This is a genomic window from Williamsia sp. Y712 (genome assembly GCF_059445525.1).
The window spans coordinates 855,239-868,708 of the sequence record NZ_JCAIUN010000001.1 but is presented as its reverse complement, the minus strand read 5'-3'; the positions used below and the strand labels follow the sequence as shown (position 1 = coordinate 868,708).

General features: G+C 64.8%; 14 protein-coding genes. 8 read left to right on the top strand and 6 right to left on the bottom strand.

From position 1 onward, the window contains the following. Nucleotides 1-58 precede the first annotated feature (58 nt). Nucleotides 59-919: an SDR family oxidoreductase gene (locus AC1D75_RS04240; protein WP_495514045.1), complete on the bottom strand. Its 861-nt coding sequence runs from the start codon at nt 917-919 to the stop codon at nt 59-61. 182 nt (nt 920-1,101) lie between these two features. On the opposite strand from AC1D75_RS04240, the gene AC1D75_RS04235 reads away from it, so the two are divergent. Next, nucleotides 1,102-2,061 (top strand): esterase/lipase family protein, encoded by a 960-nt coding sequence (locus tag AC1D75_RS04235; RefSeq protein ID WP_495514044.1) that lies wholly within the window; start codon nt 1,102-1,104, stop codon nt 2,059-2,061. Between the two features lie 111 nt (nt 2,062-2,172). Beyond that, complete coding sequence (locus tag AC1D75_RS04230; RefSeq protein ID WP_495514043.1) at nt 2,173-2,604, top strand: DoxX family protein; 432 nt, start codon at nt 2,173-2,175, stop codon at nt 2,602-2,604. 1 nt (nt 2,605) lies between these two features. On the opposite strand, the gene AC1D75_RS04225 is transcribed toward AC1D75_RS04230, so the two are convergent. Beyond that, on the bottom strand, nt 2,606-3,730 hold the full coding sequence (locus AC1D75_RS04225; RefSeq protein WP_495514042.1) for a citrate/2-methylcitrate synthase: 1,125 nt from the start codon (nt 3,728-3,730) through the stop codon (nt 2,606-2,608). A gap of 99 nt (nt 3,731-3,829) precedes the next feature. Between AC1D75_RS04225 and AC1D75_RS04220 the strand changes: the two genes are divergently transcribed. From AC1D75_RS04220 to AC1D75_RS04210, 3 genes are all read left to right on the top strand, one after another. After that, the gene (locus tag AC1D75_RS04220) at nt 3,830-5,074 is read left to right on the top strand and encodes a citrate synthase (protein WP_495514041.1); all 1,245 of its coding nucleotides are present in this window, start codon (nt 3,830-3,832) and stop codon (nt 5,072-5,074) included. Between the two features lie 72 nt (nt 5,075-5,146). Next, on the top strand, nt 5,147-5,536 hold the full coding sequence (locus AC1D75_RS04215) for a carboxymuconolactone decarboxylase family protein (protein WP_495514040.1): 390 nt from the start codon (nt 5,147-5,149) through the stop codon (nt 5,534-5,536). A gap of 6 nt (nt 5,537-5,542) precedes the next feature. Beyond that, nucleotides 5,543-6,295, top strand: coding sequence for a DUF429 domain-containing protein (locus tag AC1D75_RS04210; RefSeq protein WP_495514039.1), 753 nt, complete (start codon nt 5,543-5,545; stop codon nt 6,293-6,295). On the opposite strand, the gene AC1D75_RS04205 is transcribed toward AC1D75_RS04210, so the two are convergent. The 3 genes from AC1D75_RS04205 to AC1D75_RS04195 form a co-directional block, all read right to left on the bottom strand. After that, nucleotides 6,283-6,768 carry a PPOX class F420-dependent oxidoreductase gene (locus tag AC1D75_RS04205; RefSeq protein WP_495514038.1) on the bottom strand — a complete coding sequence of 162 codons (486 nt, stop codon included), beginning with the start codon at nt 6,766-6,768 and terminating at the stop codon, nt 6,283-6,285. The two genes, AC1D75_RS04210 and AC1D75_RS04205, sit on opposite strands and share 13 nt — an antisense overlap. Nucleotides 6,769-6,886: 118 nt before the next feature. Next, nucleotides 6,887-8,410 (bottom strand): acyl-CoA synthetase, encoded by a 1,524-nt coding sequence (locus AC1D75_RS04200; RefSeq protein ID WP_495514037.1) that lies wholly within the window; start codon nt 8,408-8,410, stop codon nt 6,887-6,889. Nucleotides 8,411-8,452: 42 nt separating this feature from the next. Beyond that, nucleotides 8,453-8,881, bottom strand: a complete 429-nt coding sequence (locus AC1D75_RS04195) for a VOC family protein (RefSeq protein WP_495514036.1) — start codon at nt 8,879-8,881, stop codon at nt 8,453-8,455. A gap of 96 nt (nt 8,882-8,977) precedes the next feature. Between AC1D75_RS04195 and AC1D75_RS04190 the strand changes: the two genes are divergently transcribed. The 3 genes from AC1D75_RS04190 (at nt 8,978) to AC1D75_RS04180 (ending at nt 13,216) form a co-directional block, all read left to right on the top strand. Beyond that, a complete protein-coding gene (locus AC1D75_RS04190) occupies nt 8,978-9,946 on the top strand; it encodes a helix-turn-helix transcriptional regulator (protein ID WP_495514035.1) in 969 nt (322 codons plus the stop codon). A 59-nt stretch (nt 9,947-10,005) separates the two neighbouring features. After that, nucleotides 10,006-11,526: an amidohydrolase gene (locus AC1D75_RS04185; protein WP_495514034.1), complete on the top strand. Its 1,521-nt coding sequence runs from the start codon at nt 10,006-10,008 to the stop codon at nt 11,524-11,526. A 166-nt stretch (nt 11,527-11,692) separates the two neighbouring features. After that, a complete protein-coding gene (locus AC1D75_RS04180) occupies nt 11,693-13,216 on the top strand; it encodes a SulP family inorganic anion transporter (RefSeq protein ID WP_495514033.1) in 1,524 nt (507 codons plus the stop codon). A gap of 28 nt (nt 13,217-13,244) precedes the next feature. On the opposite strand, the gene AC1D75_RS04175 is transcribed toward AC1D75_RS04180, so the two are convergent. Beyond that, a complete protein-coding gene (locus AC1D75_RS04175) occupies nt 13,245-13,454 on the bottom strand; it encodes a dodecin (protein ID WP_495515977.1) in 210 nt (69 codons plus the stop codon). Nucleotides 13,455-13,470 lie beyond the last annotated feature (16 nt).

The following is a 13,470-nucleotide window of genomic DNA, read 5'->3' as shown; positions in this document are numbered from 1 at the left end:
TGAGTACCGCTTGCAAGACAGACTGCGAACGGCGACCGAACTCATCGGTCCCGGGAGCCTAACCGAGGGCAGGGGAGATCGCGTCCGCAACCGGAGTGGACGGACGGCCGATCAGCGACTGCAGATCACCGGAATCGGTGTCGAGTTCACCGCGTGCGATGGCCGCGTCCGAGCCGGCGAGCATCGCTGCGATCTGCTCGGGCAAGCCGGCACCGGCCAGCAGCGCGGCGTAGTCGGCCTCGGGAAGATCCTGGTATTCGACGGGCTTACCCGACACATCGCTGATCACCTCGGCGAACGCTGTGTAGGTGAGGCGGTCGTTGCCGCCCAATTCGTAGATCTTGGCACCCTGATCGTCGTCGGAGGTCAGCACGACGGCGGCGGCCGCGGCGTAGTCGGCGCGCGTGGCGGCCGCGACCCGGCCTTCTCCTGCTGCACCGAAGAGCTTGCCGAATTCGATTGCCTGCGGAATCGCGGCAAAGTAGTTCTCCCAGTACCAACCGTTACGCAGGACGACCGACGGCACCGCGGATTCGATCAACCGCTGCTCGGTGGCCAGGTGTTCGGGTGCCATCACAGTTCCGCTGGTATCGGCGTTGAGGATGCTCGTATAGGCGATCAGCTGTACGCCGGTGAGTTCGGCGGCCTCGATCACATTGGTGTGCTGCGCGATCCGCTGTCCGATCTCGGACCCGGAAATCAGCAGCAGCTTGTCCACGCCTTCGAGCGCTGCCCGAAGTGCTGCCAGGTCGGAGTAATCAGCAACCCGTACGTGCACGCCCTTGGCCACGAGGTCTGCCGCCTTGTCCGCGTTGCGGACAACGGCCACGATCTCGGCCGGTCCGACACCGCGCCTGAGGAGCTCGGCGATGACGTGGGCTCCCAGATGCCCCGTTGCTCCGGTCACTGCTGTGGTCATGTTTGCTCCATCTCATCGGCGAATCCGTGCTCTCCCCACAGTAGGGACGGCCGACCCGGACTGAATTGACTCGATCTGGTCACGGCTTGTGATCAGAGCCGAAAACGCGTCCCCGAACGTCGACCGACGACTATTTTTTCATCCAACAACTGGTTCGGTTGCGATGACCGGCGGGGGTCGGGATGCAGAACGTACGCAAAGTCGGAGTGGTTCTCGTCGCTGCGACACTCGCCCTGTTCACCGGCCTGGGAGCGGGGCCGGCCGGCGCACAGGATCCGCTTCCGGTCACATACAACTTCTTCTCCGGTATCCCCAACGAGTTCGCAAACCCCGGCGGATCGCTGCCCGGCAGCAATGACTGGGACTGCAAACCCTCGCCCGAACACCCGCGGCCGGTCGTACTCGTCCACGGCACCGGCGGTGGGGCCCAGACGAACTGGGGCACGTACGCGCCGCTGCTCGCCAACAACGGCTACTGCGTCTTCGCGTTGACCTACGGAAACCTACCGGTGGTTCCGTGGCCGCTCAGCGCGATCGGCGGGCTGGACCGGATACAGGACAGCGCTGCCGAACTGGCCACCTTTGTCGATCGCGTGCTGTCGGCGACCGGTGCCGAGAAGATCGATATCGTCGGGCATTCTCAGGGCACCCTGATGCCGACGTACTGGATCAAGTTCCTCGGCGGAGCCGGCAAGGTCGACAAGTATGTGTCGTTGGCCCCGCTCTGGAACGGGACCACCGTCGCGGCCGCGAGTGAGCTGAACATGTACACCACACTGCTTGGGCTCGGATGGTTTCAAGAGATCACCGTCGGCGCGCTGTGCGGCGCCTGCCTGCAGATGGTCACCGGCTCAGACATGCTGCGCACACTCCAGGCCGGCGGCATCCTCGACCCTGGCGTCACCTACACCAACATCATGACCCGGTACGACGAACTGGTTGTGCCGTACACAAGCGGCAGCGTGGTTGCTCCCAATTCCACCAACATCGTTGTCCAGGACGGTTGTTCGCAAGACTTCTCCAAACACACCGGAATCGCCGGATCACGTCGTGCCGCAACCTTTGTCCTCAACGCACTCGACCCGGAGAACCAGCAACCCGTCGGCTGCTGGTTCGCCGCGCCGTTCACCGGCGCCTCCTAGCGCCCACTGTGCCAAACTTGCCCGCCTGAGCAGGCAATTCTTGTCTTTCGATTACTTTCTCCGACGTAGGTGGTCTCACTACACAACATCCCACCAAGCCAGGAGTACCCGATGACCATCACCACACGTCCCAGTTCCCCAGCGTCCAACACCCCCTCGCTCGGCCGCTCGGCCCGGATCGCCGGTTGGGTGGTCACCGGAATTGTCTCCGCCCTCTTACTCGTGGACGCCGTGTCGCACCTGGCGATGCCCCAGAGCGTCAAGGATGCGACGTACGATCTCGGTTTCACCGATGGAGACGCCACCGCCATGGGTCTCGTCTTGCTCGGATGCGTTGCGCTATATCTTTTTCCACGGACTTCGATTCTCGGAGCAGTACTGCTGACCGGCTACCTCGGTGGTGCTGTCACCGCATTGATGGTGTCCGAGGAAGGGTTTGCCGCAGGGGCCTTCTTTCCTATTGTTGTCGGCGTGATCATCTGGGCAGGCCTCTGGTTGCGCAGCAGCACCGTTCGTTCGATCATGCCGTTGACCCCGCGCTGAATCACACCACGGGCGGTCCGACGTAGCGGGCGATGGGACGGATGATCTTGCGATCCTCGGCCTGCTCAAGGATATTCGCGCACCAGCCGACCACCCGGCTGACAGCAAAGGTGGGGGTGAACATCTCCCGCGGCACACCGCAGCGGTCCATCACCACCCCGGCATAGAACTCCACATTGGCGTAGAGGTTCCGGTCGGGGTAGGCATCGGCCAGCACCGCGACCACGTCCTTCTCGACCTGGACCGCGAACTCGACCAGCGGGCCACCGAGCGACAATGCGATGTCGCGCAACATCTCTGACCGTGGATCAACCGTCCGGTAGACGGCGTGACCGAAACCCATGATGCGACTGCGGTGCGCGAGTTGCTCTCGGGCCCAGGCGGTTGCGTCGCCCATCTCGCGGATCTCGTCCAGTGCATCGAGCGCACGGTCAGGTGCCCCACCATGGAGCGGACCGGAGAACGCGCCGATCGCACCACACACGGCCGAGACCACATCGGCGCCGGTGGAGGCGATCACCCGGCCGGTGAAGGTCGACGCATTGAAGCCGTGATCGATGGTCGCGATCATGTATTGCTCCACCGCCCGGGCAGCACTGGGCGTCGGATCCACACCGGTCAGACTGTACAACCAGTTCTGCGACACCGAGAGATCATCACGCGGTTCGACCGGGTCCTCACCGGCACGAATTCGGTACAGGGCAGCCAGAATCGTCGGCGTGATCGCCGTGACCACCAGCGAATCAGCGATGCGCCGCTCCGGACCGCTGTCCCACATCGGCGCGATCTGGTGTGTCGCCGCAAACGCCGAGAGCACCGTCCGGAGTCCGGCCAGCAGTTGCCGCTCGGTGCCGGCAAGGGCGACGGTCCGCAGCAGCGATCCCAACTCGTCCGGTATCGCCCGCAACGATCGGGTGAGGGTCACGAACTCCGCGAGTTCGGAAGAATCTGGAAGCCGGCCGTATACGAACAGGTACCAGACCTCCTCAAACGATTTCGTCCGGGCGAGTTCGATGGCTGAGTACTGCCGGTACTGGTAGAAGCCCTCGTCACCGCGGACGTCACCGACGCGGGTATCGGTCACGACGACGTTGCTCAATCCGGGTGGCGCAACAATGACGGACATTGATGCCTCCGATCTTGTTTTGTGTTCTTCTGGTACAGCAACATTCGGCCCGATATTGATCTGTGTCAATGTTGATCGAATCAATATGGAGGTCCGACGATGACAGCTGAATCCCGGCGCACCGGACATCGACGACGCTGGCCCACCCCACTGCGCCACGACGGCCGGGACTACCTGACCACCGCGCAGGTTGCCCGTATCCTCGGAGTCAAGGCGCAGACGGTTTACGCCTACGCCAGTCGCGGCACATTGACCAGTGCCCGCATCGACGGTGTCGGCGGGAGCGTATTCGCCGTCGACGAGGTGGATGCGGTCGCCCGCCGATCCTCAACCCGTCCACCGGCCGGGGTCGTCGAGCGGATACGCACGCAGATAACACTTCTGGACAACGACCGCCTGTACTATCGGGGCCGTGACGCGGCGGTCCTGGCCGATGCCGGCCGATTCGAAACCGTCGCCGAATTGCTCTGGGGCCACACCGCGGACTGGGATGTGAACCTGTTGCCTGCCAAAGTCTTCCGGCAGATCTCCGCATTGCAGCCGGCCACCGGCCGCGGTGTGGACTGTATCAAGATGGTCGTCGACGTCCTCGGATCACGAGATGCGTTGCGCCATCAGATCTCCCCTGCCGCGGTCTGCGCACGAGCCGCAGGCATCCTGGCCAACAGTGTGGCCGTTCTCCCGCCACTGACCGACAAGCCGCCCCTCGACGACTCCCTGGCCGCGCGGCTCTGGCCACGACTGAGCCCCGTCACCGCCACCCGTCAGCGGATCCGGCTATTGAACATGGCAATGGTGTTGCTCGCCGATCACGACCTCTCCGCGGGCACCGTGGCCGCCCGGGTGGCCGCCAGTTCCCGGGGCAGCATCTATTCGGTGGTCACCTCCGGTCTCGGAGCGCTCGACGGATCGCTGCACGGCGGTGCCGCCACCCTCGCCTACAAGTTCCTACGTGAGGCCACATCAGACCCGGCAGCTGCCCTGTCGACGGAACTCGAGGCGTCGGGCAGCGTTCCCGGCTGCGGCCACGTTGTCTACAGCCACCAGGATCCACGCGCCGAGACCCTGTTGACCGCGCTCGCGTCGGCCTCCGGTGGCAACCGCAAGGTCATGCCGACCATCACCGCTCTTCGACTATTGCTCGCCGAGTCGGGCGCCGGATTCATGAACTCTGACATGGCACTTGCCGCGTTGGCCCTGCGCTACGACATGGCACCGGACGCCGCCGAGACCATCTTTGCCCTGTCGCGGATCGCCGGGTGGGTGGCACACGCCATCGAGGAGTACAACGAACCGCGACTTCGATTCCGCCCGGAAGGTGTGTACGTGGGCATCCGGCCCTGACAGGTCGGCATGGCAGGATTGGCTGCGCGACATCCCGTTCGGCCCTGAACGTTCGACCCGGCAAGGAGCACCATGACCACCGAGAACTCCCGATTCGAACCAGGAATGCAGATCCGCCGGGAAGTGATGGGTGACGAGTTCGTCGACCGCGCCCTGGCCCGTACCGAAGGCACCGAATCCGAGGCGATCCAGACGGCGGTCACCGACCTCGTCTGGGGCGGCATCTGGTCGCGGCCAGGCCTGGAGCGCCGCGACCGCAGCCTGCTGAACATCGGACTGCTCACCGCCCTGCGAGCACACGGCGAACTTGCCGGCCACGTCCGCGGCGCATTGAAGAACGGCCTGTCCCGCACCGAGATCACCGAGGCCGTCATCCACTGCAGCGGATACTGCGGCGCCCCGGCCGCGTTGTCGGCCATGGCTGTGGTCCAGGAAGTCTTCGACGCCACCCCGACCGACTGACCGGCGATGCGGACCCTCGGAATCGACCTTGCGTCCCAACCGAATCGGACGGCAATGGCGACGATCGAGTGGTCCGGCGCCGGCGCGTCGGTCAGTGCCGTGCAGACGATTGTCACCGACGCGGACATCCTGGCGGCCGTACCCGGGGCCGACAAGGTCGGTATCGATGCTCCGTTCGGCTGGCCCGATGCGTTTGTCGATGTGGTGTCCGCCCAGCACGTCGGTGATGTCCCTCGACAACAAGCACTGTTCGCAGATCCCGGCGTGACCCGGTTCGTGGCCCGCCGTACCGATGAATGGGTACGCGCGACAACAGGTTTGATCCCACTGAGCGTGTCCGCCGATCGCATTGCCTACGTGGCATTGCGCGCGGTTCGGTTGCTGGCGTCGCTCGACGGCCCCGACTTCGATGCAAGCCGGATCAACGGAACCGCGATCGAGGCATACCCCGCTGCGGCGTTGAAAACCTGGAACCTGCAGCACAACCGGTACAAGGGGCGCCCGCAACAGGTGTCATTGGCCGCCCTGGTCGACGAACTCGAGGTCCGGGCTCCATGGCTGGACCTCGGCCCCTATCGAGCGCTGTGCACCACCAGCGATGACGCCTTTGACGCGGTGATCACCGCCCTCATCGCGCGGGCCGCCGCCCTCGGCCTGACCGTATTGCCCGATGCCGAGCACGCAGCCATCGCCCGGCGCGAGGGTTGGATCCACGTACCGAGCGCGCCTCTCGACGCATTGGCCCCTCAGCCGTCCTGAGCGTCCAGCTTCTCGGCGACGTCAGCGGGGAATCCACCGGTCGCCAGGGGACCCCATCGGGTCGGCGTGATGCGGATGAGCGACTTGTTCTGGAGCCTCATCGCGGCGCGGTATTCATCCCAGTCCGAATGTTCACCGGCGATGCTGCGGAAGTAGTCGACCAGCGCGTCCTCGGCCTCCGGCATGTCCAGCACCTCGGCCGTACCGTCCACCTGCACCCACGCCGCATTCCACTCATCCGAGAGCACGCAGACGCTGATCGCGGGGTTCCGCTTGATGTTGACGGTCTTCGCCCGTCCCGGATAGGTGGCGATCACGATGCGACCCTGCGGATCGACGCCACCGCTGACCGGTGACAACTGCGGCGTCCCGTCAGCCCGCACCGTGCTGAGCAGCATCTTGTGTCTTGGACGAACGAAATCGAGCAGTTCGGTGAGTTCCACGTGACTATTGGTTGCAATGGTTCTGGCCATGCACCCAGCCTACGGATCACGGTCTGACGAGAAAAGCACACACTCCAGTCATAAGCACACGTTGCGACGTGTGCTTATGACTGGAACGTGTGCCTTTGTTCGATGTGTCGCGGCCGATCTACAGACCCGCACGCAATTCGCGTTTGAGGAGCTTGCCACTCTGGTTGCGGGGCAGTTCATCAACGATGACAACACGTTTCGGCACCTTGAAGGGTGCGATCCGCTCTTTCACATGGGCGATCAACACCTCCGGCGCAACGTCGCCGGCATCGGGCCGCAGCACCACCACCGCGGTGATCGCCTCGATCCACTTCTCGTCGGGGGTACCGATCACGGCGACCTCGGCGACGCCGGGATGTGTGTAGATCACGTCTTCAACCTCCCGTGAGGCCACCAGAATCCCACCGGTGTTGATGACGTCCTTGATGCGGTCGACCACGGTGAGGTAGCCCTGCTCGTCACGGGTGACGAGGTCGCCGGAGTGGAACCAACCGTCGCGGAATGCCTCTTCGGTGGCTTCGGGGTTCTCCCAATAACCTTGGCACAGTTGAGGGGAACGGTAGAGGACCTCGCCTGCCGTACCGTCGGGAACATCGTTGCCCTCGGCGTCGACAACGCGCGTCTCGACGAAGAACACCGCCTTGCCGCAGGACGCGGGCCGGTCAGCGTGGTCGTCGGGTCCGAGGACAGCAGCCAGCGGGCCGATTTCGGATTGTCCAAAGCAGTTGTAGAACTTGATGTCCGGGTAGCGCTCACGTAACCGGTTCAGCACGGTGACCGGCATGATCGATGCCCCGTACTGGGCCTTGCGCAGGGACGAGAGGTCGCGGGTGTCGAGGTCGGGGTGGCCGGCCAGCGGTACCCACACGGTCGGTGCGAGGAACAGCGACCCGATCTTCTCGGCTTCGATGCGGCGCAGGATCTCCGGGATGTCCGGCGTCTCCATCAGGCTGATCGTCGCGCCGACCGAGAGCATTGGAAGCATGAACACGTGCATCCCGGCCGAGTGGTACAGCGGCATCGCGATGAGCGGGTTGTCGGACTCATCGAAGTCGAGTGCGATCACCGACGATACGTACTCGTGGACCATCGCGCCGTGGGTCATCATCGCGCCCTTGGGCTTTGACGTCGTGCCCGAGGTGTAGAGAAGCTGCACGAGGTCGGAGTCGGCCACCTCCCAGTCGATCTCCGGGACATCCCCGGCCGCGCTACGGTCGAGGAGCGATCCGTCCTCGTCGCGCAGGGTGATGACCTGCCCGATGTCGAGCGCATCGACGACGGGACCGAGGTTCTGGCGCAACGCCGGATCCACCAGGACCGCACGGCTACCCGATTGACCGATCAGGTACGACAACTCGCCTTCTTTGAGCGCGTAGTTCACCGGCACATGAACCAGCCCGCTGCGAGCGCAGGCCAGAAAGGCGATGACGTAGGTGTCAGAGTTGGTGCCGTAGGCCGCCACCCGGTCGCCGGAGTTCAGGCCGAGTGACCGCAGGTAACCCGCAGCCCTGGTCACCGCATTGTCCAGCTCGGCGTACGTCAAGGTGCGGTCAGCGAATCGCAGCGCGGTCCGGTCGGGAAACCGCGCTGCGGTCCGGCGCAGAACTCCATCAACGGTACTGAAACGGGGGTTGGCGATCATGCCGCAACTTTATAGGACGTCCAAGTATTGGCGGCACCAGATTCACTCGCCTGCCGGGTAGTCGACCTCGACGTCGAGAACCCAGGTGACACCGAACTTGTCCACGAGCATCCCGTACAGCGGAGCCCAGGCGGCCGGACCGAGATCGACGACGGTGTGCGCCCCTGCGGAGAGTTCCTTCCAGTAAGCGGTGACCTCGTCGGCGTCCCGGCCGCGCACCGACACGAAGTGCGCGTTCAGTCCGGCGTCGTAGGGCATGGCGGACGGCACGTCGTAGGCCATCACATGAAAACCGTTCGGCGCCTGGACCTGACCCCACATGATCTGCTCGGCTTCTGCCGGTTCCTGGACGTTGTGGGCATCCGAGTAGCTGATTGCGGTCAGTTCTCCACCGAATGCGGCTTGATAGAACTCCAGTGCCGCCTTGGCATCGCCGCGAAAGTTCAGGTGGTTGGTGACGGTGATCGACATTCTCTGCTCCTTGATTGGTGCGCTGTGTTTGACAAACACCAGAGTCACACCAGTAGTGGACACATAATGTCCACTACTTCCGGCAAGATGGCTCTCATGGCTGAAACCTCGGCTCGACTCCTGGCGCTGCTGTCGCTGCTCCAGACCAGGCGGGTGTGGGCAGGCCCGCAGCTCACCGAGCGACTGCAGGTCAGCAGTCGCACGATGCGCCGGGACATCGAGAACCTGCGGGAGATGGGCTACCGCATCGACGCGATCAAGGGTCCCGCCGGCGGTTACCAACTGGGCGCCGGATCCGAACTCCCGCCGCTGCTGTTCGACGACGAACAGGCCGTGGCCATCGCCGTCACGCTGCAGTCCGCCACCACGCCCGGCATCGAGGAAGCGGCCGCGCGGGCCCTTGCCACCGTCCGACAGGTCATGCCTGCACGACTATGCGGGCGCATCGACACCCTGCAGGTCACCGCCGTCCCGCGGACGACCACCGGTCCGGCCGCGCCGCTGGATACGGACACCCTTCTCGCGGTCAGCGCCGCGGTGAGTGCCCGCGAAGTCCTGCGATTCGACTACCGAACCGACCAGACCCCGGATGCCGAGGTCATGCCACCGCGACGAGCCGAGCCCCATCACGTCGTCAGCCACGACGGCCGCTGGTACCTCGTCGCGTGGGACCTCGATCGTGACGCCTGGCGGACCTTCCGCATCGACCGGATGACCCCACGAATTCCGACCGGCCCGCGGTTTGGCCCACGGGAGATACCCGGAGGCGATGTGGGCGCGTTCGTGGCTGCCCGTTTCAAGGGGTCGCGCGGTGCGAACTCCTGGCCGTGTCAGGGTGAGGTCCTGCTCGATCTCCCGGCAACGACGGTGTCGCCCTTTGTCGAAGACGGGACCGTCGAAGATCTCGGCCCGGATCGTTGCCGTCTGCAGATCGGCTCGTGGTCGTGGACCGCGTTGGCTGCCGGGATCGGCCGGTTCGACGCCGATTTCGAGGTTGTCGGTCCGCCGGAACTCGCGGATGCCTGTGCGCGGCTGGCACGCCGGTACGCGGCAGCCACGGAATGACACCACGGAGTCCGAGCCCACATTGCGCCGCGGATGCTCCTACTGGAAAGTGATCTCTCGTGGCCTCTTCGACTTTCATCCGGCGCGCACGACTGGTACCGGTCCGCACGCCTGCGGCGACCGACTCACCCGTGGACATCAGGATCACCGATGGTGTGGTCACCGAGGTCGCACCCGGATTGCGCCCCGGATCCGAGGACGTGGTGCTCGACGCCGACGGCCGATGGGCTATTCCGGGACTGTGGGATCAGCACGTGCACATGTCGATGTGGGCTCAGACCAGAGCGCGAATCGACGTCTCCGCCGCCACCTGTGCCGCCGACGTAACCCGGATCATCGCCAACCATGTCGAGACGCTGCCCGGGCCGTGGCAGGGCCGTGCTCTCCTGGGTTTCGGCTTCCGAACCGCACTGTGGCCCACCCAACCCACCGTCGCCGAACTCGACGCCGTGAGCGGACACCACCCGGTCATCCTGTCCAGTGGCGACGTGCACACCGGCTGGCTCAACAGCAAAGCGCTTGCACTACTGGGCATTCCACCGCGCGATACACAGCTGGTTGAAGCCGAGTGGTTTGACCTGCAACCGGCGCTCGCGCAGTTGTCGGCGGCCTCGAATGATGTCGACTCGCTTGTCCGCGCGGCGGTCGACGAGGCTGCGGGCCGCGGCGTGGTCGGCATCGTCGACTTCGAGATGGCGGCCGGACATCAGCAATGGCCGCAGCGTTTCGCGGCCGGGATCGATCAGCTGCGGGTCGCGCCCGTCACGTACGCGACCACACTCGACGACGTGCTCGCCGCGGGACTGAGGACCGGGGATCGGCTGATGGAGAGTTCGGACCTGTTGACCATGGGTCCGTTGAAGATCTTCTCCGACGGCTCCCTCAACACCCGGACCGCACACTGTTGCCAGCCCTACGCCGACGCTCATGAGCTCGAATATCCGCGCGGACAACAGATCTACGATCGCGAGACGTTGATCGAGCTGTTGGCCCGTGGCACTGCCGGCGGACTCCGCATCGCGTTGCACGCCATCGGCGATGCCGCAGTGGATCAGGCGCTGAGCGCTTTTGAGGCCACCGGCGCTCGCGGCGGCATCGAGCACGCGCAGCTGATCCGCTTCGCCGACATCCCCAGGATGAAGGCGCTGGGCATCCGGGCCAGTGTGCAACCGGCACACCTTCTCGACGACCGCGACGTCGCCGACCGATGCTGGCCCGACCGCGGCGATCGCTGCTTTGCCCTGCGGTCGATGCTCGATGGTGGTGTTCAGCTTGTCCTGGGGTCCGACGCCCCGGTCTCGATCCTCGACCCTCGGCTGGCGATGGCGGCGGCGGTACATCGCGGCCGCGACGGCGAGGACCCATGGAATCCGGCCGAATCACTCACACCCGCGCAGGCCCTGGCGGCCAGTACCGGCGGCCAGTCGACCATCACCGCAGGCAACCGGGGCGATGTGGTGCTGCTCGACGAGGATCCGCTGCAGCCGGCCGAGACCACCGCGCAGGCGGCGCAGGTGCTGCGCAACCTCGGTGTCGCGGCAACGGTCACCGCAGGCCGCATCACTCATCTGGCAATGTGACGTACGTCAGGTCAAGCGTTGTCTGAGTTGGCAGCACAGCGGTCAGATCGGTAGGTTCCTACAGTCCGACGGCGCTGACCTCGGGTAACAATCGCGGGGTCGACCAGTCGCGCCGTGCTATCCCCCGCCGTAGGACCAGGCCATAGGACCAGAAGGTGAACTCCCCGTGCCCAGCGCAGTGAAGACCGCTCATTCGCAGACGCCACCGGCAACGGTCCGCTCACTGCTCCGCAGTCCGGTGCAGCTGCGCAAAGAGATCCTCGCCGGTCTGGTGGTCGCACTCGCGTTGATTCCCGAGGCGATCTCGTTCTCGATCATCGCCGGGGTCGATCCACGGGTCGGCCTCTTCGCCTCGTTCACGATGGCCGTCACCATCTCGGTGGTCGGTGGTCGTCCGGCGATGATCTCGGCAGCCACCGGCGCAGTCGCGTTGGTGGTGGCACCGGTCGTCGACGAATACGGCCTCGACTACCTCCTGGCAACGGTCCTTCTCGCCGGGCTGCTGCAGATCGTGCTCAGCCTGGCCGGCATCGCGAAGCTGATGCGGTTCATCCCGCGCAGCGTGATGACCGGCTTCGTCAACGCGCTGGCCATCCTGATCTTCAGCGCACAGCTGCCGCAATTGTTCGGAGACGACATCCCCTGGCTGGTCTATCCACTGGTGGCGGCGGGTCTCGCGATCATCGTCTTCCTGCCGCGCCTCACCTCGGTTGTCCCGTCACCGCTCGTTGCGATCGTGGTGCTCACGGTGCTTGTGACGTCAGTCGGCTGGGATGTCCCGACGGTCGAAGACGAAGGCGCCCTGCCCGATTCGTTGCCGTCGCTCCTTCTGCCCGATGTGCCGTGGACGTGGCATACATTGTCGGTCATCGCGCCGTACGCACTGGCCATGGCGCTGGTCGGGTTGATGGAGTCGTTGATGACCGCCAAACTCGTCGACGACATCACCGACACCCACTCGAACAAGACCCGTGAGAGCTGGGGTCAGGGTGTGGCGAACATCGTCACCGGATTCTTCGGCGGCATGGGCGGTTGCGCGATGATCGGCCAGACGATGATCAACGTCAAACAGTCGGGCGCCCGCACGCGGCTGTCGACGTTCTTGGCCGGAATCTTCCTGTTGATCCTGGTGGTGGTGCTCGGCGACATCGTCGGCGTCATCCCGATGGCCGCCCTGGTGGCCGTGATGATCATGGTGTCGGTCGGCACGTTCGACTGGCACAGCGTCCGCCCCCGCACGTTGCGGTTGATGCCCTTCCCCGAAACGCTCGTGATGCTGGTGACGGTGGTGGCCACCGTTGCGACCAGCAACCTGGCGATCGGCGTCGTCCTGGGGGTGCTCACGGCCATGGTTCTGTTCGCGCGCCGGGTGGCCCACCTGACCGGGGTCGAGGCGACAACGGAGATCACCGAAGATGGCGTAGAGATCCGGCGTTATCGCGTCACCGGCCAGCTGTTCTTCGCCTCCAGCAACGATCTTGTCTACCGGTTCGATTACGCAGGCGATCCCGACACCGTGGTCATCGATCTCAGCGCGGCGGACATCTGGGATGCCTCGACGGTCGCCGCCCTCGATGCCATCTTGCGGAAGTACCGTGATCGCGGCAAGGAAGCCACCATCGTCGGACTCGCCGGTCCGAGTCTGGAGCGGCTCGAACGTCTCTCCGGAAATCTCGGCGCCGGACACTGACGCCCGGGTCCGGCGCTCTCGACCCGGGTCAGTCCTCGATCTTGAACCCGACTTTCAAAGTCACTTGAAAATGGGCGATTTCACCGTTCTCGACGTGCCCACGGGTCTCGACCACCTCGAACCAGTCGACATTACGTAGCGACTTGTTTGCCCTCGCGATGGCTTTTCTGATCGCATCGTCGGAACTCGACATCGATGTTCCCACGATCTCTGTGACTCGATAGACGTTCTCGCTCATTGGCGGTCCTCGATCC